Here is a 25,484-nt window from a genome sequence, read left to right on the forward strand (position 1 = left end):
GTTCGGGTGCCGGGTCGCTGCTCCTCCGGAGTGCAGAACCGGCCCGTAGGGCTTAAGTCCTTGGATAGGACAATCCGGATGTCACCCAAACGTCCCGCTAGACTATTAAGGACGCATCAAGATCCCTGACGGGAGTCGCGGGCGTCACAGGGCGCGCCGGGAAGTCTGGTCGGCAACTGCACCACCCGTGCATCCGTTGCCGCTCCCAGCCCCAGGAGGTCCCCGTGACCGACCAGCCGCCCGTCCACGAGCCGACGAACCGCCGCCGGCAGTTCCTCGGCCGGCTGTCACTGCCCGAGCGCACCTTCATCACCGACGCCCTGCGCACCGAGACCGTCGGCGGCATGCTGCTGCTGGGCGCCGCCGTCATCGCGCTGATCTGGGCCAACGTCTGGCCGCAGGCCTACCAGAGCGTGCTCGACTACACCGTCGGCCCCTCCGCCCCGCTCCACCTCGACCTCTCCCTGGCCACCTGGGCCAAGGACGGCCTGCTGACGATCTTCTTCTTCGTCGCCGGGATCGAGCTCAAGCGCGAGTTCGTCGCGGGTGAGCTGCGCACGCCCAGTGCCGCGCTGCTGCCCGTGGTCGCCGCCGTCTGCGGGGTGGCGCTGCCCGCGATCCTCTTCGCCCTGGTGAACTCCGGCCCCGGCGGGCACCCCGGCGGCTGGGCGATCCCGACCGCCACCGACATCGCCTTCGCGCTCGGCGTGCTGGCCGTGGTCGGCAGCCACCTGCCGTCCGCGCTGCGCGCCTTCCTGCTCACCCTGGCGGTCGTCGACGACCTGATCGCGATCCTGATCATCGCGATCTTCTACAGCCACGGCATCAAGTTCTGGGCGCTCGGCCTCGCCTTCGCCGGGCTGGTGCTGTTCTGGTTCCTGCACCGGCGCGGTGTCCACGGCTGGTACCTCTTCGTGCCGCTGGCCGTCGTGAACTGGGCGCTGATGCACGAGAGCGGCATCCACGCCACGGTGGCGGGCGTCGCGATGGGCCTGATGCTCCGCTGCCACCGGGAGGGCGACGAGCAGCACTCCCCCGGCGAGCACATCGAGCACCTGGTCCGCCCGTTCTCGGCCGGCCTGGCCGTCCCGGTGTTCGCCCTGTTCTCGGCCGGCGTGGCCGTCTCCGGCCCGAAGCTGCGCGAGGTGTTCACCCAGGCCGCACCGCTCGGCATCGTGATCGGTCTGCTGGTCGGCAAGTCGGTGGGCGTGCTGGGCGGCGCCTGGCTGACCGCCCGGTTCACCAGGGCCGAGCTGAACCCGCGGCTCAAGTGGGCCGACATGGTCGCGGTCTCGGTGCTCGCGGGCATAGGTTTCACCGTCTCGCTGCTGATCAGCGAGCTGGCCTTCCCGGACGACCCGGCGCTCGCCGCCCGGGCCAAGACCGCCGTGCTGGTCGGCTCGGTGCTCGCCGCGGCGGTCGCCACGGTCCTGCTGAAGCTGCGCAACCGGCACTACCGCGAGCTGTGCGAGGAGGAGGACCGGGACCTGGACGGGGACGGTGTCCCGGACGTCTACCAGGAGGACGACCCGGCCTGGCGGGCACGGGTCGGCGAGGCGGCCCGCCCGACGACCGACGAGGGGCAGGACCCCGCCCCCGGCCCCCGCGACCGGCCCGGCCAGCCCGGCTGAGGCACCTGGGAGCCCCCTGGAGAACCCCTCCGGAAAAGCGCCCCGCAAACCCCTCCGGGATGCCTCCGGAGCGCCCCGGCCGCCGGGACACGTCCCTCCGGCGGGGCCCCGGAGTGGTGTCCGACTGACCGGTAGGGGCATGATTCTGAGCTGTCGACAACCCACAGACGCCTCCGGACCCCCCACCGGCCCCCGGAACCGCACACCCGCGGCGGCGTCACGCCGTACAGCCGCAGAGGAGAACCGCTGATGCCCGCAGGAGCCGCAGACCCGTCCAGCAACGGCCGGGCGCCCTACGAGGGCGAGCGTTCGGTGGGGCAGCTGTTCGCGGCGGCCACCGCCGACCTGTCCGCGCTGGTCCACGACGAGATCGCGCTCGCCAAGTCCGAGATCCGGGCGGACGTCAAGCGCGGCGTCTCGGGCGGCGTCTCGCTGATCGTCGCCGGCGTGGTGGCGCTGTTCTCCATCCCGATGCTGAGCGCCGCGGCGGCCTTCGGCATCCACGCGCTGGGCCTGTCGCTGGGCTGGTCCTTCCTGATCGTGGCGGGCGCCTACCTGCTGCTCGCGGTGCTGCTCGGGATGCTGGCCTGGCGCTCGTTCAAGAAGATCGAGAAGCCGGTGCGCACCATCGAGGGCGCCCAGAAGACCGCCGACGTGCTGAAGAACGCCCGGCCGCGCCCGGCCACCCAGGAGGAGATCGACCGGGCCTTCGGCCGCATCCCGTAAACCGGCGTCCCACAACCGGCGCCCGGTAACCGGCGCCCCATAACCGGCGTCCCGTCACCGACCAGGCGCCGCCGGGGCTGCGGCAGGAGGACGCCAGGGCAGCAGCAGGGCAACGGCAGGGGGCGGACGGCGCCGCGTCGACGGGCGCCGGACCGGCCGACAACGAGTGCCGGGCACGTGTCCGACGCGCGGATGTGACACGCTCTCGGTATGCCGCTTGACCAGACGCCCGTGCCCGCGCAGCCGTCCGCCGACTCCGGTCCTGACTCCGGCGCCGGGCTCACTCCCGAAGGCCCCGAAGGCCCCGGCGGCCCCGGTGCCGCCTCCGAGGACACCGGCCCCGAGGACAACAGTCCGACCTCCGCCGGGATCTCGGCGGAGAGCGGCGAGGCCTGGAACGTCCGGCAGCCCGGCCCGTGGACGCACCGCGACCTCGCGGCCAACGGCGCCCGCTTCCACATCGCCGAGCTGGGCTCCGGCCCGCTGGTGCTGCTGGTGCACGGCTGGCCCGAGTACTGGTGGGCCTGGCGCCACCAGCTGACCGCGCTCGCCGAGGCCGGCTACCGGGCGGTGGCGCTCGACCTGCGCGGCATAGGCGGCAGCGACCGCACCCCGCGGGGGTACGACCCGGGCAACCTCGCCCTGGACATCACCGGGGTGATCCGCTCGCTCGGCGAGCGCCGGGCGCACCTGGTCGGGCACGCCTCCGGCGGCACCCTGGCCTGGGTGGCGGCGGTGATGCGGCCGTCCGTCATCCAGAGCCTCACCGTGGTCTCCGCCGCGCACCCGCGGGACCTGCGCCGCGCGCTGCTGACCGACCGCCGGCAGTTCGCCGCCTTCGACCACGTGCTGGGCTTCCAGCGGCCGTGGATACCGGAACGCCGCCTGGTGGCCGACGACGCCGAGCTGGTCGGCCGCTACCTGACCTCCTGGACCGGTCCGAACGGCCTGGACGAGGCCGCGCTGCACGCGTACCGGCAGGCGATCCAGATCCCCAGCACCGCCCACTGCTCGATCGAGCCGTACCGCTGGCTGCTGCGCTCGATGGCCCGGCCGGACGGCATCCAGTTCGCCCGGCGGATGAAGAAGCCGATCACCGCGCCGACCCTGCACGTCCAGGGCGCCGCGGACCCGGTGCTGCTGTCGCACACCGCGCTCGGCGGCGGCGAGTACGTCGCGGCGCCGTACCGCTGGCGGCTGCTGCCGGGGGTCGGGCACTTCCCGCACGAGGAGGCGCCGGAGGAGTTCACCGCCGAGCTGATGGACTGGATCGGCCGCCACAAGGAGTGACCCGGTACGGTCCCGCCCGGTGCGGCCGCACGAACCGGGGGCACGGCCGTACGGAACGGGGGGCACGGTCGCACCGGGCGGGGACGCGGCCGTACGTGCGGTCCACGGGGCGGGCTCTCGGCCCCAACTCCCCTATCTTTACGCTCATATGACAACCGCATAGGCCAATTTCGGCGAGGCCCGGGCGGTTACCTCCACCGGCCCAGGGGCATCCCTTCCGGTATGAGTTGGATGCCCGAAAGCGGCGGCGCCCCGCGCGGCCGACGTCACAACAGCCCCCAGCGCTCCGCCCACCGGCCCGACCGGGCGGACGACCTCGGTTTCGACGGCCCCGACGGCCGTCAGCGCACGGAGCGGCGGCAGCTCGGCATCCCCCGCATCCTCGGCCGGCGCGCCCGCTGGGTGGGCGCACGACTGCGGCGCGAGACCTGAGGCCTCGCGCCGCGTCCACCATCGGCCGGTGCGCCGGGCGCCGGAAGCGCCCGGCGGGCCCGGCGGGCCCGTTCAGTTCACCGTCGTCACAGACACCGTCGCCTCAGTTCACGATCGTCGGCGACAGCGCGGTGAACCAGAGCAGGACGAAGGTCGCCACCGACATGATCGGCACCAGCACCTTGGTCTCGACGCTGTTCCCGCTGCGCTTGATCAGCACGACCTCGTAGCGCTCCTTGTGCGGCCAGAGCAGCGGCGCGCCCTTCTTGGTCAGGCAGTCGCCGAGCAGGTGCGCCAGCGTGCCCAGGGCCACCGCGTACGGCAGCCAGCCGGGCGAGTTGGGCATCCAGGTGTTCATCCCGAAGGTGCCGAGCGCGGCCAGGCCGATGACGGTGATCCACGCCTCCGGGCCGTCGCCCGGCGGGCAGAGCCGCAGTGCCCGGATCGCGAGCGCCAGCAGGAAGAAGGTCAGCCCGAGGGTGAAGTAGCGGCCCAGGTAGGTGACCCCGGCCCAGGTGCCGGCGCCCATCAGCGCGACGAACAGCAGCGAGTGGGTGGCGTGCCGGTGGCCGCCGGAGATCCAGGCCACGAAGCGGCAGAGCATCTTGGAGACCGGACCGAGGAAGTTGGCGATCGAGCCGTCGTGGTGGTCGAGGTCCGGCAGCAGGGCCGCGCCCGCGCACAGCACCGTGCCCATCAGTATGTCCGCGGGCTGCAGGGTGGTGTGCAGCAGCAGCGGGGGCAGGAAGGGGGCCGAGGCCGCGTACAGCATCGCCCCGCTCACCGCGTGCGAGTGACCCATCATCGGACTGCCACGACCTCCTGTCGGGCCCACCCCGGGACGGCGCCCGGTTGAGCCGAACGGGTGAGCGCGGCCGAGGCTACCAGTGCCGTCTGACGGAGCGACGGATATCGGCCGCTCCGGCCCGGCGCGACTCCCCCGGGCTCCGGCCCCCGGTCAGAGCGCGCAGCCCTGGGTGTCCACCCGGGCGGTCGCGGCGCCGCCCTGCACGGCGTCCTCGCGCACCTCGGCCGCGGTCAGCACGTAGCCGGTGTCCGCGCTGTCCAGGGACTTGGCGAAGACCACGCCGTACACCTCGCCGTCCGGGGTGAGCAGCGGTCCGCCGCTGTTGCCCTGCCGGACCAGCGAACGCACCGAGTAGACGTCGCGGACCACCTGGCCGCGGTGGTAGATGTCCGGGCCGTTGGCCTGGATCCGGCCGCGGATGCGGGCCGGCTGGACGTTGAAGGCGCCGTTCTCCGGGAAGCCGGCCACGATCGCGCTGTCGTTGGTCCTGGCCTCGCCCGCGAAGGCCAGCGGGGGCGCGTTCAGCTTGGGCACGTCCAGGACGGCGATGTCGCGCTGCCAGTCGTAGCGGACCACCGTCGCGTCGTACAGCTGGCCGACGCCGCCGATCTGCACGGTCGGCTCGTTGACCCCGCCGACCACGTGGGCGTTGGTCATCACCCGGTGCGGGGCGAAGACGAAGCCGCTGCCCTCCAGGGTCTTGCCGCAGGAGGTCGCCGTGCCGACCACCTTGACCAGGCTCTGCCGGGCCCGCGCCACCGCCGGGCTGCCGGCCAGCGCGGGGTCGGGGCTGTCGACCTGGGTGATCGGCTCGTGCTCGAAGGGGTTGAAGACCTGCGGGAAGCCGTTGCGGGCGAGCACCTTGGAGAAGTCCGAGAACCAGTTCGGCGCGTCGTCGGGCAGCGCGTTCTGCACCCCGCCGAGGACCGCCGAGGACCGGACCTGCTTGGAGACCGTCGGGAGCGACGCCCCGGCCAGCGCCGAACCGATCAGCCAGGCCACCAGCAGCATCGAGACGACGTTCACCACCGCGCCGCCGCTCGCGTCCAGCACCCGGGCCGGGCGGCGCCCGATGTGCCCGCGCAGCTTCCAGCCGAAGTGCGCGGTGACCGCCTGGCCGATCGCGGCGAGGACGATCACCACCACCACGGCCACCACCGAGGCCGTCGTGCCGGGGCCGATGTGGTCGAGCAGCAGCAGCGGCAGCAGCTCGACGGCGAGCAGGCCGCCGCCGAGGAAGCCGACCAGTGAGAGCACGCCGACCACGAAGCCCTGCCGGTAGCCCGACACGGCGAATGCCACGGCCGCGGCGATCAGCAGCACATCCAGGACGTTCACTCGGACACCCTCCCACGGCCCGCGCGCCGGACGCGCCGGCGGCCCGTCACGAAGCGTCGGCGTCGCCGCCCGGCAGCACCCGGGAGTGTTCGAGGTCGCCCTGGACCAGGGCCAGCGCCTCGTCCGACAGGTCGACGACCTTGGACGGGTCCCAGGGCAGCTCCAGGCCGCTGTGGTGCAGCACCCGGTCGATCACCCCGGCGGTGAAGCCCCAGACCAGCCGCCCGGCGACCGCGAAGGCGGGCCCGACGTGCCCGGACGGATGGCGCAGCCGCACCCGGTTCTCCGGGTCCGCCAGCTCCGCGACGGTGACCCGGAACACCGCGCCGGTCTCCGCCGCGTCCACCGGGCGCACCGGCGACTCCTCGCGCCACCAGCCGAGCACCGGGGTCACCACGAAGCTGCTCACCGGGATGTACAGCCGGGGCAGCTCGGCGAACACCTGCACCCCGGCCGGGTCCAGGCCGGTCTCCTCCCAGGCCTCGCGCAGCGCCGCCGCGATCGGGCCCGGGCCGTTCGGGTCGCCGTCCTCCGGATCCAGCGCGCCGCCCGGGAAGGACGGCTGCCCGGCGTGCGAGCGCAGCGAGCGGGCCCGCTCGATCAGCAGCAGGTCCGGGCCCTGCGGCCCCTCGCCGAACAGCATCAGCACGGCCGCCGGACGGCCGCCCTCGGCCGGCGGCAGGAACCGGCTCAGCTGCTCCGGCATCACCCGCTCGGCCGCCTCCCGGACCGGCTCCAGCCAGGCCGGCAGCCCGTCCAGCTCGATGCCCCGCGCGACTCCCCCGGCCTCCGGCCCGGGGTGCCCGCACCGCCCGCTCACGCGTCCACCGCCAGGTCCGCGACCTGTCCGTGGTGGACGGCGGCGTCCGCACGGGCGGCCGCCTCCCCGGGGAAGTCGGCCGGCGGCCGCAGCCGCTGCCCGGGCTGGCCGCCCATCTCGTACTTCAACAGCTTGCGTGCCTTCTCCGGGTCGGTCTCCCCCTCACCGTACGAGGGGCAGAGCGGCGCGATCGGGCAGGCGCCGCAGGCGGGCTTCTGGGAGTGGCAGATCCGGCGGCCGTGGAAGACCACCCGGTGCGAGAGCATCGTCCACTCCGACTTCGGGAAGATCTCGGCGACGGCCGCCTCGACCTTCACCGGGTCGTCCTCGGTGGTCCAGGCGAACCGGCGGGCCAGCCGCCCGAAGTGGGTGTCCACGGTGATGCCGGGGACCCCGAAGGCGTTGCCGAGGACGACGTTGGCGGTCTTGCGGCCGACGCCGGGCAGGGTCACCAGGTCGGCCAGCCGACCGGGGACCTCGCCGCCGAACTCGTCGCGCAGCGCTATCGACAGGCCGATGAGCGACTTCGCCTTGTTCCGGAAGAATCCGGTCGGGCGGATGACCTCCTCCAGCTCCTCCGGGTTCGCCGCCGCCATGTCCTCCGGCGTCGGGTACTTCGCGAACAGCGCCGGGGTGGTCTGGTTCACCCGGAGGTCGGTGGTCTGCGCCGACAGCACGGTGGCCACCAGCAGTTGGAAGGGGTTCTCGAAGTCCAGCTCCGGGTGCGCGTACGGGTACAGCTCCGCCAGCTCGCGGTTGATCCGCCGGGCCCGCCGCACCATCGCCAGGTGCGATTCCGGCTTCCTCGGCTTCACCGCCGCCGTCTTCACCGCCGCCGTCCCCGCCACCGGCTTCTTCGCCGCGGCCTTCCGGACCTTGCTCTCTGCCATGCACGAAGGCTACGCCGACCGGAGGACCGCTCGGGGCCGATCAAGCACGGAAACCCGCCCTGGCAAGGCCTGTTGTCTAATGAACTCCGCCCGTGGCCGTCACCTGACAGGGGGAGTGTGCGGATGATCAGGGTCCTGCTGGCAGAGGACATGAGCATGGTGCGCGGCGCGCTGATGGCCCTCCTCGCGTACGAGGAGGACCTGGAGGTCGTCGCCGACGTGGAGCGCGGGGACCAGGTGGTGCCGACCGCCCTGGAGGTGCGCCCGGACGTCGCGGTGCTCGACATCGACCTGCCCGGACTGGACGGGCTGCGGGCGGCCGCCGAACTGTACGAGAAGCTCCCCGGCTGCCGGACGCTGGTCCTCACCGGACTGGTGCGACCCGCCCACCTGCGCGCCGCGCTCTCCGCCCGTGCGCTCGGGTTCCTCGGGAAGGACGCCCCGGCCCGGGAGCTGGCCGCGGCGATCCGCAAGGTGGCCGCCGGTGAGCGCGTCGTCGACCCGGAGCTGGCGCTGGCCGCCCTGGACACCCGGGAGAACCCGCTGACGCCCCGGGAGTCGGAGGTCCTGCGACTCGCGGCGCGGGGGGACTCCGTCAGCGAGATCGCCGCCCGGCTGTTCGTCTCGACGGGCACAGCGCGCAACCACCTGGCCGCCGCGGTGGCCAAGACCGGGGGCCGCGGCCGGGTCGACGCGATCCGGATCGCCGAGGAGATGGGCTGGCTGCCGACGGTGGGTCCGGATCGTTCCCGGTGATCCGCCGACCCGGAGGCGCCGGGGCACCGGATCCACGGGGCGACGGGGCGACGGGGCGACGGACCGTGCGTTTCCCATGGATCCGGCCGTGGACGGCCCACGGCGCGGCTCACCGAGGCCTTCCTTCGTCGACGAAGGGAATTCCGTCCGAAGCGCCCGGAGCTAGGCTCGCGATGTCATCGAGGGCGTACCGGCGGGGGGCTGAGCCACGTGTTGAAGCTGGCCTGGCGGACGGTACGGGCCCGGAAGGCGGGCTTCGCCGGAGCCTTCACCGCGCTCCTCTGCGCCCTGGTCCTGACCACCGCCTGCGGGGTCCTGCTGGAGTCCGGCCTGCGCGCGGGCACGCCGACCGAACGGTACGCCGCGGCCCCGCTCGTGATCGGCCACGGCCATCGCCTCCCGGACGCCGGACCGCTGACCGGCGCACTCGCCGAACTGCCCGGCGTCTCGGCCGCCCTCCCCGAGCTCTCCTTCCCGGCGGCCGTGGCCACCGCCGACGGGCGGGTCCTGTCCGGACCGCAGGGCGGCCCCTCGCTCGGGCACTCCTGGACGAGCGCCGCCCTCGCCCCGTTCCGGCTGGCCTCCGGCCGCGCCCCGGCCGGACCGGACGAGGTGGTCCTCGACACCGCGACGGCCGCCCGCGCCGGGATCGCGCCCGGCGGCACCGTACGGCTGGCCACCACCGGGGCGCCGCGCGACTACACCGTGTCCGGACTGGCCGCGCCGCCACGGGAGTTGTCCCGCCAGAGCGCGCTCTTCTTCAGCCCCGGGCAGGCCGCCCGGCTCGCCGGGACGACGACCGGCGCGGACGCGATCGGCATCACCGTCACGGAGGGGACCGACCTGCGGGCGCTGGCCGGGCAGGCCCGGCGGGCGCTCGCCGAGGCGCGGGCCCGCGACGGCGAGGCGGACTGGTCCGGGCCCCGGGTGCACACCGGCGACGAGCGCGGCGAGCTGGAGCTCACCGGCACGTCCGGGCCCGGGGACGGCCTCTCCTCGCTCGCCGGGACGATGGGCGTCCTGTCGCTGCTCGTCTCGACCTTCGTGGTGGCCGGGGCGCTCGCGCTCTCCGTCCAGCAGCGGCTGCGCGAGATGGCCCTGCTGCGGGCGGTCGGCGCCACCACCGGGCAGGTGCGGCGGATGATCGCGCTGGAGACGCTGCTGCTGACCCTCGCGGCCGCGGTCGTCGGCCTCCCGGCCGGGACCGGCCTCGCCGCACTGCTGCGGGGCGTACTGGTCGACCGCGGGGTGGTCGGCCCGGACCTGCCGCTGCACATCGGGCCGACCGCCCCACTGGTCGTCCTCGGCGGCACCGTCGTCACCGCCCAGCTGGCCGTCCGGGCCGCCGCGCGCCGGGCCTCCCGGGTCGAACCCACCCGGGCGCTGCGCGACGCCTCGGCGCCGCCGCCGCGGATCGGCCGGCTCCGTGCCTGCCTCGGGCTGGCGACGCTCGCCGTCTGCGGCGTGGTGCTGGCCCACTCGACGGGCGGCCGCGACGGGGCCGGTACGGCCGAGGGCATGGTGGTGCCGCTACTGCTCGGGGTGGCCCTGCTCGGGCCGCTGATCGGCCGGGTCGCCGGTGTGGTGATCGGCGGGCCGGTGGGCCTGCTCTTCCCGGTCGCCGGGTTCCTCGCCTCCGCCTCCCTGCGGGCCCAGCCCCGCCGCTTCGCGGCCGCCGTCACCCCGCTGGTGCTGGCGGTGGCCTTCAACGGCAGCATGCTGCTCGTCCCGGTCGTCAAGGCGCAGGCCGGCGCCGCCGAGGAGGGCCGGCGGCTGCTGGCCGACCACGTTGCCCAGGCGAGGGGCATCGGACTGCCGACGGAATTCACGGAAGCCGTCCGCGGGTTGCCCGGCGTCGCGGCGGCCGGCGGACTGGTCCCCGGCTTCGTCATGGTGTCCTCGGGCTCCGCGGCGGACGGCGGCGGCGTCGCCGGGGCGGACGCCCGGATCGTGGACCCGCAGGGACTGGAACAGCTGCTCGACCCCGGGGTGACGGCCGGCTCGCTGGACCGGCTGCGCGGCGAGAGCATCGCCCTGGGGCGGCGGACGGCCTCCCGCCTCAAGGTCGGCGTCGGCGCCCCGGTCCGGATCCGCTGGGATGACGGCAGTGCCAGCACCGCCACGGTGGCGGCCGTCTACGAGCGCGAGGACCGCTTCGCCGACGCGTTGCTGCCCACCGGATTCGCCGCCGCCCACCTGCCGCACCTGCTCGCGGCGACCGTACTGGTCCGCACGGCCCCCGGTACCGACCCCGGGCAGGTGACCCGGGAACTCCAGGGGCTCGCCCCGGCCTACCCGATGGCCCGGATCAGCGACCGGGCCGACTACGACGCGGCACGCCGGCACCAGCAGGAGGCGGCCACCGCGGTGGCCCGGCTGCTGCTCGGCGTCATCAGCCTGTTCACCGCCATCTCCGTCGTCAACACCATGGTGATGGCCACGTCCGAACGGCTGCGCGAGTTCGCGCTGCTGCGGATGGTGGGGACCACGCGCCGCCAGGTGCTGCGGATGATGGCCTGGGAGGGCGGGATCACGGTCGCCGTGGCGCTCCTCCTCGGCGCGGCGGTCACCGCCGCCGTCCTGGTCCCGGTCGGCCTGGCGCTCGGCGGCCCGGCCTGGCCCGCGCCGCCCGGGAGTTGGGTGGCCGCGGTGCTGGGCGGGGCGGCGCTGCTGGGGGCGGGCACCGTCCTGCTGACCACCTGGCTGGCGCTGCGGCGGGAGCCGACCGAGGCGATGGGGATGCGCGAATAGCCGGGCCGCGTGGACCTGTCGGCCGTACCGGGCAGGCGGACCGCGGTCAGGCGGCGCGGGCGGCCGGCCGGGCGGGCGCGGCCTCGACGACGGCCGCGAGGCGGAACCAGCCCGCTCCGTCCCGCTCGGCGGTCAGCCGGCCGCCGACCGACCGCAGCCGCTCGGTGAGGTTCCCGATGCCGCGCCCGCCGCCCGGTTCGCGCGCTACGCCGCCGGGCTCGTCCGGACCTTCGCCCAACTCGCCTTGCACGTCGCCGGTTTCGTCCGGAACGCCGTCGTTGGAGACCACCAGGCGCACCGTACCGAGGTCGTCCCGGCCGGCCCGGATCCCGCAGCGCCGGGCCGTGCTGTGCCGGAGCAGGTTGGTGACCGCCTCGCGCAGCACGGTGGCCAGCACCGCGTCGAGTTCGGGCCGCAGCCCCTCGCAGTCCAGGTCGGCCTCGACCTCGATCCCGGCCGCCCGCAGCGCCGCGACCGCCGAACGCGCCTCCCGCGCCAGGGACATCCGGACGTCGCCGCTGGAGAGCCGGCGGGTGTCCGCCATCGCCTGCCGCACCAGCGCCAGCACCTCGGCGAGCTCCGCGCGGGCCCGCTCCGGGTGCTCCGCGGCCAGCCGCTCGACGAGCTGGCACTTCAGCGCCGCCACCGAGAGGCTGGAGCCGAGCAGGTCGTGCAGGTCGCGCGCGAAGCGCAGCCGCTCCCGGTCCACCGCGAGCTCGGCCAGCTCGGTCCGGGCCGCCCGCAACTCGGTGATCAGGTCGGCGAGTCGGGCCATCCCGTACACCACGATGCCACCCACGACGATGGACACCGACGCGTTGACGCACTGGCCGGTGTTCCCGCCCAGCGCCGCGCAGAGCGGGTACTGGGCGACCACCAGCGCGGCGGCCAGCGCCCAGGAACGCGGCGCCGCGACGGTCAGCAGCACCGATCCGGCGAACGAACCCGGGATGCCGACCCACGTCCCGTCGAGGAGCAGGAAGGGCAGGTAGGTGAGCACCCCGTGGGCGACCAGGCTCCACGGCCACCAGCGCCGCGCCAGGCACCACGGGCCGGCGTGCCCGATCTGGAAGCCGAGCAGGACCAACAGGAGGGCGACGGCGGGCAGTTGGTAGGCCAGACCGTCGTGGTTGCGGACCGTGGCCACCGCCGAGGCGGCACAGAAGCCGACGGCGGTCATGACCACGATGCCCCGGGTGAGCCGCGTGAGGGGGTCGGCCGAGCCGTCCGGGCGCTTCGGCCGGAGACGATCGCCGCCGGTTCGGTCCGCGCTGTGGCCCAAGGGGAGCTCCCGGTAGACGACTCGACACGCCGCACGCGACGTACGGAGCCCGCTTCGTACCCGACGCGCCCCCGTACACCGCACCGCGAGCATACGTTCCCACCGGAGCAGCGCCGTTGACGCTTCGTCGGAGTCCGTCGAGCCGGCAGCCGGGGCCCGTCGGCTCAGCCCGGGGTGCGGCCGATCGTCCCCTCCAGGCTGTTCAGCAGGCCGCTGAGGGCCTCGGCGAGCCGGTCCTGCTCGGCGGGGGTGAGGCCGGCCAGCAGGGCGCGGTCGTGGGCGACCAGCTCCTGGATCAGCCCGTCCACCAGGGTGCGGCCCTGCTCGGTGAGCGCGAGGTGGGCGACCCGGCGGTCCCGGTCGTCGGTGCGGCGGCTGACCAGGCCTCGCTCCTCCAGCAGCCGCAGCCGCTTGGTGACGGCCGCGCCGGAGGCGAAGCTCTCCCGGGCGAGCTGGGTGGGGGTCAGCTCGCGGTCGAGGCGGAGCAGGGCGCCGAGGATGTCGAACTCGGCGCGGGTGAGGCCGGCCCGGGTGAGCGGGTCGGGGGTCTGCTGGAGCAGGGCGGCGCAGCGGTTGATCCGGCCGAGGACGGCGATCGGACCGGTGTCCAGCCCCGGGTAGGCCCGCTCCCACTGGCGCAGCACACCTGCGACGACGTCCTCCACGCGTGCTGCTCCCGTTCTGCGGCCTGCCGGTCGGCTTCGACCCTGTCGATCCTAGGGCGTGTCCGGTTGGTCCCCTCGGCCGCGGCGTTCCAGCAGGGCGGCCAGCAGGTGGTGGGACCGCTGCTCGGTGGCGGCGGCGCGCTGGTGCGGGAGGGCGGGGCGGCGCCACTCTCCGGCGGCGGTGTCGGTGGCCTCGCGCAGTTCCAGCAGGGCGGCGGCGAGGCCGGTGCGGGCGGCGCGCGCTTCCGGGGCGCTCGCGGCGGAGACGGCGGAGACGGCGGCCAGGGCCCGGTGGCCGGCGGCCTCGGCTCCGGCCAGGGCGTGGGTCAGCCGGGTGGCGGTGCGGCGGTTGGTGCCCAGCAGGCAGGCCGCGAGGCCGGTGAGCGCGCCGACGCAGGTGTCCAGCCAGCGGTCGGCGACCAGCGTCCCGGCTGGCTGCGGGCCCGCGAACTCCGTCATCAGCAGCGCCATCGGGGTCACGAAGACCGTCGCCAGCCAGTAGCTGCGGGCGATCGTCGCCTCGGCCCCGAACTGGCAGAGCAGCCCGAGCCCGATCAGCGCCACCGGGCCCGAGTGGGCGACGGGCAGCGCGGCGGTGAACAGCAGCAGGCCGAGCAGGTTGCCCAGCACCCGCTGCAGCGCGCGCTGCCAGGACAGCGTGCTGTTGGCCTGGAACACCGAGGCGGCGGTGACCACCGCCCAGTACGGCCGGCCGACGCCGAGCGCCAGCGAGAGCCACCCGGCGGCGGCGCAGCCGACCGCGACCCGCAGCGCGATCGGCAGCAGCGCCGAGCCGGGTCGCAGCGCATGCCGCAGCGGCGGCCGGGGGCCGGGCCGGCGGGCGGCCGCGGCCTCCGTCTCCGCCGCCTCCGCCTCGGTGAGGTCGGGCGACGGCAGCGGCCAGCCGCGTCGGAGCTCGCGGGCCCGGTCGAGGTACCACCCGGCGTCCTCGGGCCGGGCCGGTCCAACGAGCGCGGCCTCCGCGCGGACCAGCAGCCGCTCGGGCGCGTCGCCGAGGGCACGCCGCCGGGCCGGGGCGGAGAGCGCGAGGCTCTGCCGGGCCGCCTCGACCGCGCCGACCAGGGCGGTACGGGCGGCAGCGTCCGGCCGGCCTGGATCGGTCCGCAGCAGCCGGGCCGCGGCCTCCAGGGCGCGGGCGGCGGCGATCCGCTCGGGCCCGTACGGGCGCACCAGGGCCGGGGCCATGCAGACCAGCCAGGCCAGTGCGGCGCCGAGCGCGGTGAGCGCCAGGTGCGGCGGGACCTCGCCGAGCCGCTGCGGGACGAAGGCGCAGCTGGAGGAGGTGAAGGTGATGATCAGACTGCCGGGCGGGCCGACCCGGGCAGCGTCGCAGAGCAGCTTGTGCAGGGCGGCGAGCACCGCCGCGACCGCGACCAGGACGGCGGCGTCGCGGGTCAGCGCGGCGGCGGTGAGGGCGGCACCGGTGCTGAGCACGGTCCCGAGCAACACGCCGACCAGCATCCGGGCCCGGGCCCGGTACGGCAGGCCGTGCCCGTACAGCGCGCCCAGGCCACCGGCCGAGGTGTAGAGGGCGAGGTCGAGCCGGCCGAGGCCGAGCAGGGTGAGGTTGAGCGCGCCGAGGGTGACCACGGCGCTGAGCGCGGGCTTGTGCCAGCCGTCCCCGGCCGGACCGACCCGAAGTGCCTGGCGGAACTGGGCGGTGGTGACCATGCAAAAAGATTAACAGGTAATTTATCCGTGAAACATATGTCCGCGGTGCCGCGCACCGGACACCCGCACGGTGAGGGCGATTCCCTGTTCGAGTCGGACGGACAAGAGTTCGACCGACAGCCGCCGGAGGCCTCCCGTTCCCGGGCCCGACCAGTGGTCCGCCGGTACGAATGGCCCCGCACGGCACACCCCGACACACCCCCTCCTCATATGATCGGAGCGACATGCGCCATGCTTGGTGATGCAGAACACTGAACGGAACTTGCGCCGGACGGCCCACCCGCCGTACGGCCGAGAAGGAGGAAGCACGTGGACGACGTTCTGCGGCGCGCCGCACTCTTCGCGGCACTCGACGACGAACAGGCCGGCGAGCTGCGCGCTTCCATGACCGAGGTCACCCTCGCCCGTGGGGAGTCGCTGTTCCACGAGGGCGACCCGGGCGACCGGCTGTACGTCGTGGCGGAGGGCAAGGTCAAGCTGCACCGCGCCTCCCCGGACGGCCGCGAGAACATGCTCGCCGTGCTCGGCCCCAGCGAGATGATCGGCGAGCTGTCGCTGTTCGACCCGGGCCCGCGCACCGCGACCGCCAGCGCGCTGACCGAGGTCAAGCTGCTGGGCCTCGGCCACGGCGACCTCCAGCCCTGGCTGCACGCCCGCCCCGAGGTCTCCATCGCACTGCTGCGGGCCATCGCCCGCCGCCTGCGCCGCACCAACGACGTGATGTCCGACCTGGTCTTCTCCGACGTGCCCGGCCGCGTCGCCAAGGCCCTGCTGGACCTCTCCCGCCGGTTCGGTGTGCAGTCCGAGGAGGGCATCCACGTCGCCCACGACCTCACCCAGGAGGAGCTGGCCCAGCTGGTCGGCGCCTCCCGCGAGACGGTCAACAAGGCGCTCGCCGACTTCGCCGGCCGCGGCTGGCTGAAGCTGGAGGCCCGCGCGGTGGTCCTGCTGGACGTCGAGCGGCTGTCGCGCCGCTCGCGCTGACACCAGCGAACCCGCGAACGCGGAAGGGCCCGTCCGAATCCGGACGGGCCCTTCCGCGTTCACCGGGCCCTACGCGTTCACCGGGCCCTACGCGTCCACCGAATCAGTCGGCGCCCTGGATCAGCCCGTGCTCCTCCAGGTAGTCCAGCTGGGCCCGCACCGACAGCTCGGCGGCCGGCCAGAGCGCCCGGTCCACGTCGGCGTAGACCCGGGCGACCACCTCGGAGGCGCTCCGGCAGCCCGCCTCGACCGCGGTCTCCACCTGGGCGAGCCGCGACGCCCGGTGGGCCAGGTAGTAGTCGACGGCGCCGAGCGCGTCCGCGAGCACCGGGCCGTGGCCCGGCAGCACGGTCCGCACGCCGTGCTGGGAGGCCATGGTGTGCAGGTGGCGCAGCGAGTCCAGGTAGTCGCCGAGCCGGCCGTCGGGGTGCGCGACCATCGTGGTGCCGCGGCCGAGCACGGTGTCGCCGGTGAGCACCGCGCCGTCGTCCGGCAGGTGGAAGGTCAGCGAGTCCGAGGTGTGCCCCGGGGTGGCCACCACCCGCAGGTCCAGGCCGCCGACGTCCAGGCGCTGGCCGCCGACCAGGCCCTCCGAGCCCAGCCGGTGCGCCGGGTCCAGGGCCCGTACCTCGCTCCCGGTCAGCTCGGCGAAGCGGGCCGCGCCCTCGGAGTGGTCGGCGTGGCCGTGGGTGAGCAGGGTCAGCGCGATCCGCTTGCCCCGTTCCTCCGCGAGGTCGACCACCCGGCGCAGGTGCCCCTCGTGCAGCGGGCCCGGGTCGATCACCACCGCGAGGTCCGAGCCCGGCTCGGAGAGCAGCCAGGTGTTGGTGCCGTCCAGCGTCATCGGCGACGGGTTCGGTGCCAGCACGCACAGCGCCCGAGGGGTGGCCTCGCCGCCGACGGCGGCGGCGGGGTCGCCCGGCAGGAGTCCGCTCACCGACCGCCTCCGACGTGCCGGTGCAGGGCCCGCAGCGGCAGCGCCCGGACGAGGGCGCGCTGCGCCACCTCGACGAACGGGACCTGGCTGTCGCAGGCGAGGTCACGGGGGTTCAGGCGGCGGGCGGGCAGCTCGGGTGCCGTCCGGCGAGCCACGTCGTCGTGGGTCATCGGGCGTCGGTCCTTTCTCTGCGTCGGTACGGCAAGTGCGGGTCGTGCGGGTCGTGCGGGTCGTGCGGGTCGTGCGGAGCGCGCCGGCCGTACGGCTCGTACGACCGGTCCCCGTCGGTGGAACGCTCAGGACCCCTCGGGGAACTCCCCGTCGATGGTCAGTTCCTCGTAGCCGGGCCAGCGGACCGTCAGACGGTCGCCGCGGACCTCGGCCCGGCCCAGGACCGGCGCCAGCGGGCGGTCGGCGGCCGCGGCCAGGGCCTCGGCGGCGGTCCGTACCGACGACAGCTCGCGCAACACCGTCACGGTCGGCGGCAGCATGCCGAACCGGCCCTCCCGGTGGCCCCGCACCGCCTCGGCCGGGGTCAGCCAGGCGACCCGGTCGGCCTCGCCGACCTCCAGGGCCGCGCGCTGGCCGGCCGGCAGCGCGGCGACGAAGAACCAGGTGTCGTAGCGCCGTTCCTCGAACTCCGGGGTGATCCAGCGGGCCCAGCCGCCCAGCAGGTCGCTGCGCAGCACCAGCCCGTGGTCGCGGAGGAACTCGGCGAAGGACAGCTCGTGGGCCTCCAGCGCGGCCCGCTCGGCGGACCAGTCGCGCGGCGCGGCGACGCTGTCGGCGTCCGGGCCGGCCAGCAGCACGCCGGCCTCCTCGAAGGTCTCGCGGACGGCCGCGCAGACCACCGCCCGCGCCGTCCGGGCGTCCACCCCGAGCCGCCGGGCCCACTCCTCGGGCGACGGACCGGCCCAGCCCGGCTCGACCTCGGCGTCCCGCGGGTCCACCCCGCCGCCCGGGTAGGCGTACATCCCGGCCGCGAAGGCCATCGAGGTGCGCCTGCGCAGCAGGTAGGCCTCCGGCCCCTCGGCGGCGTCGCGCAGCAGCACGACGGTCGCGGCGGCCCTGGGCACCGGCGGGGTCACCGCGCCGGATTCGACCGCCCGGATCCGGGCGGGCCAGCCGGGCGGCATCGGCAGCGTCGTCGCTCGATGGTCCATGCCCGGATGCTAGGGCGTGCCCGACGATTCCCGCCAGGCTCACGAGTGGATCGGGCCCACCCGGGCACCACGGAGGCGGGGCCGGACGAGCCCGGCCCCGCCTCCGCGATCACGCTCAGGCGCTCTTGACCCGCACCAGGATCTCGACCTCGACCGGGGAGTCCAGCGGCAGCACCGCGACGCCGACGGCGCTGCGGGCGTGCACGCCCGCCTCGCCGAGCACCGCGCCGAGCAGCTCGCTGGCGCCGTTGACGACGGCCGGGACGCCGATGAAGTCGGGGGCGGCGGCGACGAAGCCGACGACCTTGACGACCTGCTCGACCTGGTCGAGGTCGCCGATCACCGACTTCACGGCGGCCAGGGCGTTCAGCGCGCAGATCCGCGCGAGGTCCTTGGCCTCCTCCGGGGACACCTCGGCACCGACCTTGCCGGTGCTCGGCAGCTTGCCGCCGACGACCGGGAGCTGGCCGGAGGTGAACACGAGGTCGCCGGTCCGCAGGGCCGGGACGTAGGCGGCGACCGGGGCGGCCACCTCCGGCAGGGTCAGGCCCAGCTCGGCGAGCTTCGACTCGACCTTGCTCATGCGCTCTTCTCCCGCTTGAAGTAGGCCACCAGCTGCTCCGGGTTCGGGCCGGGCACGACCTGGACGAGCTCCCAGCCGTCCTCGCCGAAGTTGTCCAGGATCTGCTTGGTCGCGTGCACCAGCAGGGGCGCCGTCATGTATTCCCACTTGGTCATGGCCAGACTCTAGACGAGCCGTCGCGGCGATCCGCGCCGCCCGCCGCGAGGCGTGTGAGGTGGGGCACAAACAGGGCATGATCCGGCCTGACGGCCCAGGTGCTCCGGGCATCCGGTGCGCTCCCTGGTTACCCTCGCGGGAGGGCACCCTGGCGAGGGGCACCCTCGTCAGGAGGGGACGCCCGTAGGACGGAGACGGACGGAGACGGAGCGTGGCACGCACCCCCGGCCAGGCGGCCCGGCGCGACCCCGACTGGGAGGGCGTCCGGCTGCACGTGGTCAGCGGCAAGGGCGGCACCGGGAAGACCACGCTGGCCGCGGCACTGGCCCTGGCCCTCGCCGCCGACGGCGGACGGGTGCTGCTGATCGAGGTCGAGGGCCGGCAGGGCGTCGCCGAGCTCTTCGGGATCGCCGCGCTCCCGTACGAGGAGCGCCGGATCGCCTCGGTCTCCCGCGCCCAGCTCGGGCTGCCGGCCGCGGAGGGCGGGCCCGGCGAGGTCTTCGCGCTGGCGATCGACACCGAGCTGGCGCTGCTGGAGTACCTGGAGATGTTCTACAAGCTCGGCCGGGCCGGGAAGGCGCTCCAGAAGGTCGGATTCGTCGACTTCGCCACCACCATCGCGCCCGGCGTACGGGACGTCCTGCTCACCGGCAAGGCCTGCGAGGCGACCAGGCGCAAGGACCCGGACGGCCGGCGGCGCTACGACGCGGTGGTGATGGACGCCCCGCCGACCGGGCGGCTGACCCGCTTCCTGAACGTCAACGCCGAGGTCGCCGGGCTGGCCCGGATCGGCCCGATACACACCCAGGCGCAGGCCGTGATGCGGGTGCTGAAGTCGCCGGAGACCGCGGTGCACCTGGTCACCCTGCTGGAGGAGATGCCGGTGCAGGAGACGGTCGACGGCATCGAGGAGCTGCGCGAGGCGCGGCTCCCGGTGGGCGGGGTGATGGTCAACATGGTCCGGCCGCCGGTGCTGGACGCGGCGGCGGTGGCCGCGGTGGACGGGGACCACCGCGAGGAGGTCGCCCTGGCGCTCGGCGAGGCCGGGCTCGGCGGCCGCACCCGCACCGGGGAGAGGGTCCGGGCGGCGGTGGAGCCGCTGCTCGACCCGCTGCTGGAACAGGCCAGGGAGCACTCCGAGCGGGTCGAGCTGGAGCGCGCGCAGCGCGCCGACATCCAGCAGCTGCGGCTCCCGACGTACGAACTGCCGCTGCTGGGCGAGGGCGTGGACCTCGGCGGGCTGTACCGGCTGGCGGGCGAACTGAAGCGGCAGGGGGCGGCATGACCTCGAACGGGGTGCGGAGCACCGGACGGCGGCTCGCGGTGGACGAGCTGATCGACGACCCGGGGACCAGGATCATCGTCTGCTGCGGCTCCGGCGGCGTCGGCAAGACCACCACCGCCGCGGCCCTCGGCCTGCGGGCGGCCGAGCGCGGCCGCAAGGTCGTGGTGCTGACCATCGACCCGGCCCGCCGGCTCGCCCAGTCGATGGGCCTGACCGAGCTCGACAACACCCCCCGGGTGGTCAAGGGGGTGAACGGGACCGGCGAGCTCCAGGCCATGATGCTGGACATGAAGCGGACCTTCGACGAGGTCGTGCTGGCCCACGCCGAGCCCGAACGGGCCCGGGCGATCATGGAGAACCCCTTCTACCAGTCCCTGTCGGCCGGCTTCGCCGGCACCCAGGAGTACATGGCGATGGAGAAGCTCGGGCAGCTGCGCGCCGCCGAGGAGTGGGACCTGATCGTCGTGGACACCCCGCCGTCCCGCTCGGCGCTGGACTTCCTGGACGCGCCCAACCGGCTCGGGTCCTTCCTGGACGGCCGGGTGATCCGGATCCTCACCGCCCCGGCCAAGGTCGGCGGCCGCAGCGCGATGCGCTTCCTGAACGCCGGGATGGGCCTGCTCACCGGCACCCTGGGCAAGATCTTCGGTGCCCAGCTGCTCACCGACGTGCAGACCTTCGTCAGCGCGATGGACTCGATGTTCGGCGGCTTCCGGGAGCGCGCGGACCGCACGTACCAGCTGCTCAAGGCGCCGGGTACGGCGTTCCTGGTGGTGGCGGCGCCGGAGCGGGACGCGCTGCGCGAGGCGGCGTACTTCGTGGACCGGCTGGCCGCGGACCGGATGCCGCTGGCCGGGCTGGTGCTCAACCGGGTGCACGGCACGGGCGCACCGCAGCTCACCGCGGAACGGGCGCTGGCGGCCGCCGAGGCCCTGGAGGAGAACGGCTCGGAGCACGCCTCGCCCGAGGCCGAGCTGCTCGCGGCCGGGCTGCTGCGGCTGCACGCCGAGCGGATGCAGATCATGGGGCGCGAGCGCCGTACCCGCGACCGCTTCGTCTCGGTGTACCCGGACGTGCCGATCGTGGAGGTGCCGGCGCTGCCGGGCGACGTGCACGACCTGGACGGGCTGCGGGCCATCGGGGACCGGCTCAACGGCGCGGTCTAGCCCGCGCGGTCACCGACCCCGCGCGGTACAACCCGGCGCGGTCACCGGCCCTGCGCGGCTCGGCCCCCCGTCCGCGGGGCCGACCGGCCCGGGCCGCGTGGTGCGGCCGGGCTCAGCCCGCCTGGGCGTAGTCCGTCAGTATCACCCCGGTCGCGAGGGACTCCTCGTACTCGGTGCGCGCCGTCTCCAGCAGCCTCCGCCACGAGATGACGGTCGGACGGCGGCGCAGCAGCGCCCGGCGCTCGCGCTCCGTCATCCCGCCCCACACCCCGAACTCCACCCGGTTGTCCAGGGCGTCCGCGAGGCACTCGGTCCGGACGGGGCAGCCGCTGCACACCGCCTTCGCGCGGTTCTGTGCCGCCCCCTGGACGAACAGTTCGTCCGGATCACTCGTGCGGCAGGCGGCCTGCGCACTCCAGTCGTCAACCCAGCCCATGCCGGCGCCGTCCTCTCCCGTATCGAGGCTCCCCCACGGCGGCAACGGCATATTCACCGTTGCCAGTTGAGGACGTTACGGAAGAACGACAGCTTGCAACAGCCCCTTCGGGCTCAATCTCGAATGACCCAATTGGACTATGGGTGGCGATCAGCTCACTCGTTGGAGTGATCGCAGGTCGCACACCTTGCCAAGAGCGGAACCCCCACTCTCGCCACAGGAGTCGTCACTGAGTGCGACCGACCACACCGGCACAGCAGGCCACAGCTGCCTCAAAACCCGGACATCAGCGGGTAATTCGGGCAAGTCTTCTCGCCCACAAGAGTGAACGATGTTGACGCACCGAAGCTGTCGCAAGCTTGTGACAAGCCTAGGCGAACACCTGCCCCGGTGTGCGGGAATCCGCGACGTAGGGTTCTCCCCATGGCACCGAAGCGCCCCCAGGCAACCCAGCCCCCAGGCAACACCGGAGCTCCGCGCGGCCGGACCGGCGGATCCCCGATGGAGCACGCCGGCAACGGCGTGAAGTTCCTGGGCGTCAGCGTGCTCTCCGGAGTCCTGCTGGCAGGCCTCGCCCTGCCCGCCGTCGGCGCCATCGGGCTGACCGCCAAGGACACGGCGGAGAGCTTCGCCAACATCCCCGACGACTTCAAGACCCCGCCGCTCACCCAGGCGACCCAGATCTTCGACGCCAAGGGCGGCCTGATCGCCAAGGTCTACGAGCGCGACCGCACCGTCATCACCGCGGACCAGATGTCGCCGTTCATGCGGCACGCCCAGGTCGACATCGAGGACGCCCGCTTCTACGAGCACGGCGCCGTCGACCTCAAGGGCGTCCTCCGGGCGATCAGCAAGAACGCGGAGAGCGGCACCGCCTCCCAGGGCGCCTCCACGCTGACCCAGCAGTACGTGAAGAACGTCAACGTGGAGAAGGCCGGCGACGACCAGGCGGCCGTCCTGGAGGCCCAGCGCAAGACCCTGGGCCGCAAGATCCAGGAGCTCAAGGTCGCCATCAAGCTGGAGGAGGACCTGAGCAAGGATCAGATCCTCACCAACTACCTCAACATCACCTTCTACGGCCACCAGGCCTACGGGGTCGAGGCCGCCTCCCAGCGCTACTTCAGCAAGAGCAACAAGGACCTCACCGTCGCCGAGGCCGCCACCCTGGCCGGCGTGGTCCAGAACCCGTCGCAGTACGACCCGGTGCGCTACCCCGAGAACACGCTCAAGCGCCGCAACGTCGTGATCGACAAGATGCTGGAGAACAAGCACATCACCGCCGACCAGGCGAAGGAGGCGAAGGCCGCCCCGCTGGGTCTGAAGTACAAGGACCCGCAGAACGGCTGCATCACCGCCCAGGCCGGCATGGGCTTCTTCTGCGACTACGTGCGCCACGTGGTCAAGCAGGACCCGGCCTTCGGCAAGAGCGCCGACGAGCGCAAGAAGCTGTGGAACACCGGCGGCCTGAACATCTACACCACGCTGGACCCGGACAAGCAGGCCGCCGCCCAGAACGCCGTCACCAAGAAGGTCAACGTGACCGACCCGGTGTCGGCCGCCGTGACCATGATGGAGCCGGGCAGCGGCAAGATCCTGGCGATGGCCCAGACCCGCCCGTACGGCCTGGACCCGAACAAGAACCAGACCGTCGTCAACCTCAACGTGGACGCGGCCATGGGCGGCGGCAACGGCTTCCAGACCGGTTCGACCTTCAAGCCGATCCTGGCCGCGGCGGCGCTGGAGTCGGGCATGTCGAACACCCAGGCGTTCCCGTCCGAGAACAAGATCGAGTACCCGCAGATGTCCACCTGCTCGGGCACCTGGAAGAACACCGTCAAGCCCAAGGAGACGGTGAAGAACGAGCAGGACAGCGAGGTCGGGCCGTACCAGCTGAAGGAGGCGATGGCCCGCTCGGTCAACACCTACTTCGTGCAGATGGAGCAGCAGGTCGGCCTCTGCGCGATGAAGCAGATGGCGAACAAGCTGGGCATCACCCAGTCCGCCAAGGGCGACGCCTTCCAGGAGGTGCCCTCGATGGTCCTCGGCACCCTGGAGCTCTCCCCGCTGACCATGGCGAACGTCTACGCGACCTTCGCCGCGCGCGGCAAGTACTGCACCCCGATCGCGATCAACAAGATCACCACGGTCGACGGCAAGGACGTCCCCGTCCCGCAGTCCCAGTGCAGCCAGGCCTTCTCCGAGCAGACCGCCGACTCGCTCAACGCCGTCCTGCTCAACGTCACCGAGAAGGGCACCGCGGCCTCCCTCGGCCTCGACGACGGCCGCAAGATCGCCGGCAAGACCGGGACCACCGACGAGAAGAAGGCCGCCTGGTTCAGCGGCTACACCCCGTCGCTGGCCACCTCGGTCTGGCTCGGCGGCCCGGCCGGCGGCGTCAAGATGAAGAACATCACCATCGGCGGCAAGTACTTCCCCGAGGTCTTCGGCGCCGACGGCCCCGGCCCGATCTGGCAGCTGGCGATGAACCAGGCGCTCAAGGGCACGCCCGTGGAGCCGATCCAGACCGCCAACATCCCGGACCCGCAGCCGGCCACTCCCCCGCCGGGCACCACCCCGCCGGCCACCGACCCGAACGCCCAGCAGCCGCCGGCCGGCAACCCCCCGCCGCCGCAGCAGGGCGGCAACCCGGGCCAGCCCGGCGGGCTGCCCGGCAACCAGGCCGGCGGTCTGCCCGGCGGGCTGCCCGGCGGCTTCCCCGGCGGGTTCACCTTCCCGCCCGGCCCCGGGAACGGGAACGGCGGCCGCCACGGCGGCGGCAACGGGAACGGCTGACCCGCCCTCCCGGCGGGGCGACCCGCGCCGCGGAACATGACGAAGGGGCGCCCTCCAGTGCGGAGGGCGCCCCTTCGGCGTGCTGCCGGGGCACCAGGGGGCGGGGCCGGGGCCGCCCAGGGTTCGACCCTGGACGGCCCGGGGCGGGCCCTGGTCTGAGCCGCGGCTCAGACCAGGGCGGCCTTCACGGCGGCGGCGACCCGGCTGCCCTCGGCCAGGCCGTCGACCTTGGGCTTCACCAGCTTCATGACGGCGCCCATCGCCTGGGGGCCGGTCGCGCCGCTCTCGGCCACGGCGGCCGCCACGATCGCGGCCAGCTCCTCGTCGGAGAGCTGCTTGGGCAGGTAGCCCGCCAGCACCTCGCCCTCGGCCAGCTCCCGGGCCGCCTGCTCCGTCCGGCCGGCGTTCCCGAAGGCCTCGGCCGCCTCCCGGCGCTTCTTCGCCTCGCGACCGATCACCTTCAGCACGTCGGCGTCGGACAGCTCGCGCTTCTGCTTGCCCGCCACCTCCTCGCTGGTGACGGCGGACAGCGTGAGCCGGATGGTGGACGAGCGCAGTTCGTCCCGTTCCCTGATGGCAGCCGTGAGGTCCTCGTGCAGCTGCTCCTTGAGCGTTGTCATTTCCTCTTCTTATCCTTCGGCTGTGGGTGGGCTCAACCGGTTTCCCGTGGGCATCCACCGGGGTTTCCGCAGTTGAACGAGTATCCCCGACAAGTACGGCCGACCGTCGCCCGTCGGCGCGCCGCTGCCGCCCCGCTGACGGCTGTGGGCGCGGCGGGGCGGGCGGTAGCCGGCCGACCCGGGAAGCAGCCGGGGAAGCAGCCCGGGAAACGGTCAGGGAAACGGTCCGGCCCGGGAACGGGCGGCGGTCGAGTCCGTGAACAATCGATGCCCCCGGTCG

24 protein-coding genes are annotated in these 25,484 nt (G+C 74.0%); 10 read left to right on the forward strand and 14 right to left on the reverse strand.

The features are described from left to right. The first annotated feature begins 224 nt into the window (after positions 1–224). The 4 genes from nhaA to ACLWS4_RS08780 all read left to right on the forward strand — a co-directional run bounded on the left by nhaA (position 225) and on the right by ACLWS4_RS08780 (position 4,079). The gene (gene nhaA / locus ACLWS4_RS08765; RefSeq protein ID WP_416873712.1) at positions 225–1,631 is read left to right on the forward strand and encodes a Na+/H+ antiporter NhaA; all 1,407 of its coding nucleotides are present in this window, start codon (positions 225–227) and stop codon (positions 1,629–1,631) included. A 249-nt stretch (positions 1,632–1,880) separates the two neighbouring features. Further along, a complete protein-coding gene (locus ACLWS4_RS08770; protein ID WP_049652144.1) occupies positions 1,881–2,357 on the forward strand; it encodes a phage holin family protein in 477 nt (158 codons plus the stop codon). Positions 2,358–2,567: 210 nt separating this feature from the next. Further along, complete coding sequence (locus ACLWS4_RS08775; protein ID WP_416873713.1) at positions 2,568–3,647, forward strand: alpha/beta fold hydrolase; 1,080 nt, start codon at positions 2,568–2,570, stop codon at positions 3,645–3,647. Between the two features lie 222 nt (positions 3,648–3,869). Further along, positions 3,870–4,079 carry a hypothetical protein gene (locus ACLWS4_RS08780; protein ID WP_159028462.1) on the forward strand — a complete coding sequence of 70 codons (210 nt, stop codon included), beginning with the start codon at positions 3,870–3,872 and terminating at the stop codon, positions 4,077–4,079. Positions 4,080–4,182: 103 nt separating this feature from the next. Here the strand turns inward: ACLWS4_RS08780 and ACLWS4_RS08785 are convergent, their stop codons facing one another. The 4 genes from ACLWS4_RS08785 to nth form a co-directional block, all read right to left on the reverse strand. Then, on the reverse strand, positions 4,183–4,884 hold the full coding sequence (locus ACLWS4_RS08785; protein ID WP_049652147.1) for a metal-dependent hydrolase: 702 nt from the start codon (positions 4,882–4,884) through the stop codon (positions 4,183–4,185). 153 nt (positions 4,885–5,037) lie between these two features. Continuing rightward, complete coding sequence (locus ACLWS4_RS08790; RefSeq protein WP_049652148.1) at positions 5,038–6,225, reverse strand: MarP family serine protease; 1,188 nt, start codon at positions 6,223–6,225, stop codon at positions 5,038–5,040. A 46-nt stretch (positions 6,226–6,271) separates the two neighbouring features. Then, on the reverse strand, positions 6,272–7,045 hold the full coding sequence (locus tag ACLWS4_RS08795) for an NUDIX hydrolase (protein WP_049652149.1): 774 nt from the start codon (positions 7,043–7,045) through the stop codon (positions 6,272–6,274). Then, a complete protein-coding gene (gene nth, locus ACLWS4_RS08800) occupies positions 7,042–7,935 on the reverse strand; it encodes an endonuclease III (RefSeq protein ID WP_082345768.1) in 894 nt (297 codons plus the stop codon). Before nth ends, ACLWS4_RS08795 begins: the two co-directional genes overlap by 4 nt. A gap of 123 nt (positions 7,936–8,058) precedes the next feature. Here nth and ACLWS4_RS08805 point away from each other — a divergent pair, with 123 nt between their 5' ends. Both ACLWS4_RS08805 and ACLWS4_RS08810 read left to right on the forward strand, forming a co-directional pair. Then, positions 8,059–8,691, forward strand: a complete 633-nt coding sequence (locus tag ACLWS4_RS08805) for a response regulator transcription factor (protein WP_380778627.1) — start codon at positions 8,059–8,061, stop codon at positions 8,689–8,691. A 210-nt stretch (positions 8,692–8,901) separates the two neighbouring features. Continuing rightward, entirely contained in the window at positions 8,902–11,442 is a 2,541-nt protein-coding gene (locus tag ACLWS4_RS08810; protein ID WP_416873714.1) for an ABC transporter permease, read from the forward strand. A gap of 46 nt (positions 11,443–11,488) precedes the next feature. On the opposite strand, the gene ACLWS4_RS08815 is transcribed toward ACLWS4_RS08810, so the two are convergent. The 3 genes from ACLWS4_RS08815 to ACLWS4_RS08825 all read right to left on the reverse strand — a co-directional run bounded on the left by ACLWS4_RS08815 (position 11,489) and on the right by ACLWS4_RS08825 (position 15,081). Beyond that, positions 11,489–12,622, reverse strand: coding sequence for a sensor histidine kinase (locus ACLWS4_RS08815; protein WP_416873715.1), 1,134 nt, complete (start codon positions 12,620–12,622; stop codon positions 11,489–11,491). Between the two features lie 266 nt (positions 12,623–12,888). Continuing rightward, positions 12,889–13,389 (reverse strand): MarR family winged helix-turn-helix transcriptional regulator, encoded by a 501-nt coding sequence (locus ACLWS4_RS08820; protein ID WP_049659810.1) that lies wholly within the window; start codon positions 13,387–13,389, stop codon positions 12,889–12,891. Positions 13,390–13,440: 51 nt separating this feature from the next. Beyond that, the gene (locus ACLWS4_RS08825) at positions 13,441–15,081 is read right to left on the reverse strand and encodes an FUSC family protein (protein WP_416873716.1); all 1,641 of its coding nucleotides are present in this window, start codon (positions 15,079–15,081) and stop codon (positions 13,441–13,443) included. A 309-nt stretch (positions 15,082–15,390) separates the two neighbouring features. On the opposite strand from ACLWS4_RS08825, the gene ACLWS4_RS08830 reads away from it, so the two are divergent. Further along, entirely contained in the window at positions 15,391–16,065 is a 675-nt protein-coding gene (locus tag ACLWS4_RS08830) for a Crp/Fnr family transcriptional regulator (protein WP_030288117.1), read from the forward strand. A gap of 103 nt (positions 16,066–16,168) precedes the next feature. On the opposite strand, the gene ACLWS4_RS08835 is transcribed toward ACLWS4_RS08830, so the two are convergent. The 5 genes from ACLWS4_RS08835 to ACLWS4_RS08855 all read right to left on the reverse strand — a co-directional run bounded on the left by ACLWS4_RS08835 (position 16,169) and on the right by ACLWS4_RS08855 (position 18,903). Then, a complete protein-coding gene (locus ACLWS4_RS08835; RefSeq protein WP_049656840.1) occupies positions 16,169–17,002 on the reverse strand; it encodes an MBL fold metallo-hydrolase in 834 nt (277 codons plus the stop codon). Beyond that, a complete protein-coding gene (locus ACLWS4_RS08840; protein ID WP_158077682.1) occupies positions 16,999–17,172 on the reverse strand; it encodes a hypothetical protein in 174 nt (57 codons plus the stop codon). Before ACLWS4_RS08840 ends, ACLWS4_RS08835 begins: the two co-directional genes overlap by 4 nt. Positions 17,173–17,298: 126 nt before the next feature. After that, positions 17,299–18,165, reverse strand: a complete 867-nt coding sequence (locus ACLWS4_RS08845; RefSeq protein WP_074001790.1) for an NUDIX hydrolase — start codon at positions 18,163–18,165, stop codon at positions 17,299–17,301. Between the two features lie 115 nt (positions 18,166–18,280). After that, positions 18,281–18,748: a RidA family protein gene (locus ACLWS4_RS08850; RefSeq protein WP_049656835.1), complete on the reverse strand. Its 468-nt coding sequence runs from the start codon at positions 18,746–18,748 to the stop codon at positions 18,281–18,283. Next, positions 18,745–18,903 carry a DUF4177 domain-containing protein gene (locus tag ACLWS4_RS08855; protein WP_158835332.1) on the reverse strand — a complete coding sequence of 53 codons (159 nt, stop codon included), beginning with the start codon at positions 18,901–18,903 and terminating at the stop codon, positions 18,745–18,747. Before ACLWS4_RS08855 ends, ACLWS4_RS08850 begins: the two co-directional genes overlap by 4 nt. 212 nt (positions 18,904–19,115) lie before the next feature. On the opposite strand from ACLWS4_RS08855, the gene ACLWS4_RS08860 reads away from it, so the two are divergent. Both ACLWS4_RS08860 and ACLWS4_RS08865 read left to right on the forward strand, forming a co-directional pair. Next, a complete protein-coding gene (locus ACLWS4_RS08860) occupies positions 19,116–20,189 on the forward strand; it encodes an ArsA-related P-loop ATPase (RefSeq protein WP_416873717.1) in 1,074 nt (357 codons plus the stop codon). After that, a complete protein-coding gene (locus ACLWS4_RS08865; protein WP_388044974.1) occupies positions 20,186–21,355 on the forward strand; it encodes an ArsA family ATPase in 1,170 nt (389 codons plus the stop codon). The genes ACLWS4_RS08860 and ACLWS4_RS08865 overlap by 4 nt, the downstream gene beginning before the upstream one ends. Positions 21,356–21,467: 112 nt before the next feature. On the opposite strand, the gene ACLWS4_RS08870 is transcribed toward ACLWS4_RS08865, so the two are convergent. Continuing rightward, on the reverse strand, positions 21,468–21,791 hold the full coding sequence (locus tag ACLWS4_RS08870; protein ID WP_030240986.1) for a WhiB family transcriptional regulator: 324 nt from the start codon (positions 21,789–21,791) through the stop codon (positions 21,468–21,470). A gap of 501 nt (positions 21,792–22,292) precedes the next feature. Between ACLWS4_RS08870 and ACLWS4_RS08875 the strand changes: the two genes are divergently transcribed. Further along, positions 22,293–24,584, forward strand: coding sequence for a transglycosylase domain-containing protein (locus tag ACLWS4_RS08875; protein ID WP_416873718.1), 2,292 nt, complete (start codon positions 22,293–22,295; stop codon positions 24,582–24,584). 167 nt (positions 24,585–24,751) lie between these two features. On the opposite strand, the gene ACLWS4_RS08880 is transcribed toward ACLWS4_RS08875, so the two are convergent. Beyond that, positions 24,752–25,204: a GatB/YqeY domain-containing protein gene (locus tag ACLWS4_RS08880; RefSeq protein WP_049658244.1), complete on the reverse strand. Its 453-nt coding sequence runs from the start codon at positions 25,202–25,204 to the stop codon at positions 24,752–24,754. Positions 25,205–25,484: the final 280 nt, after the last annotated feature.

The organism is Kitasatospora sp. SC0581 (assembly GCF_048159585.1).
GTDB lineage: Bacteria > Actinomycetota > Actinomycetes > Streptomycetales > Streptomycetaceae > Kitasatospora.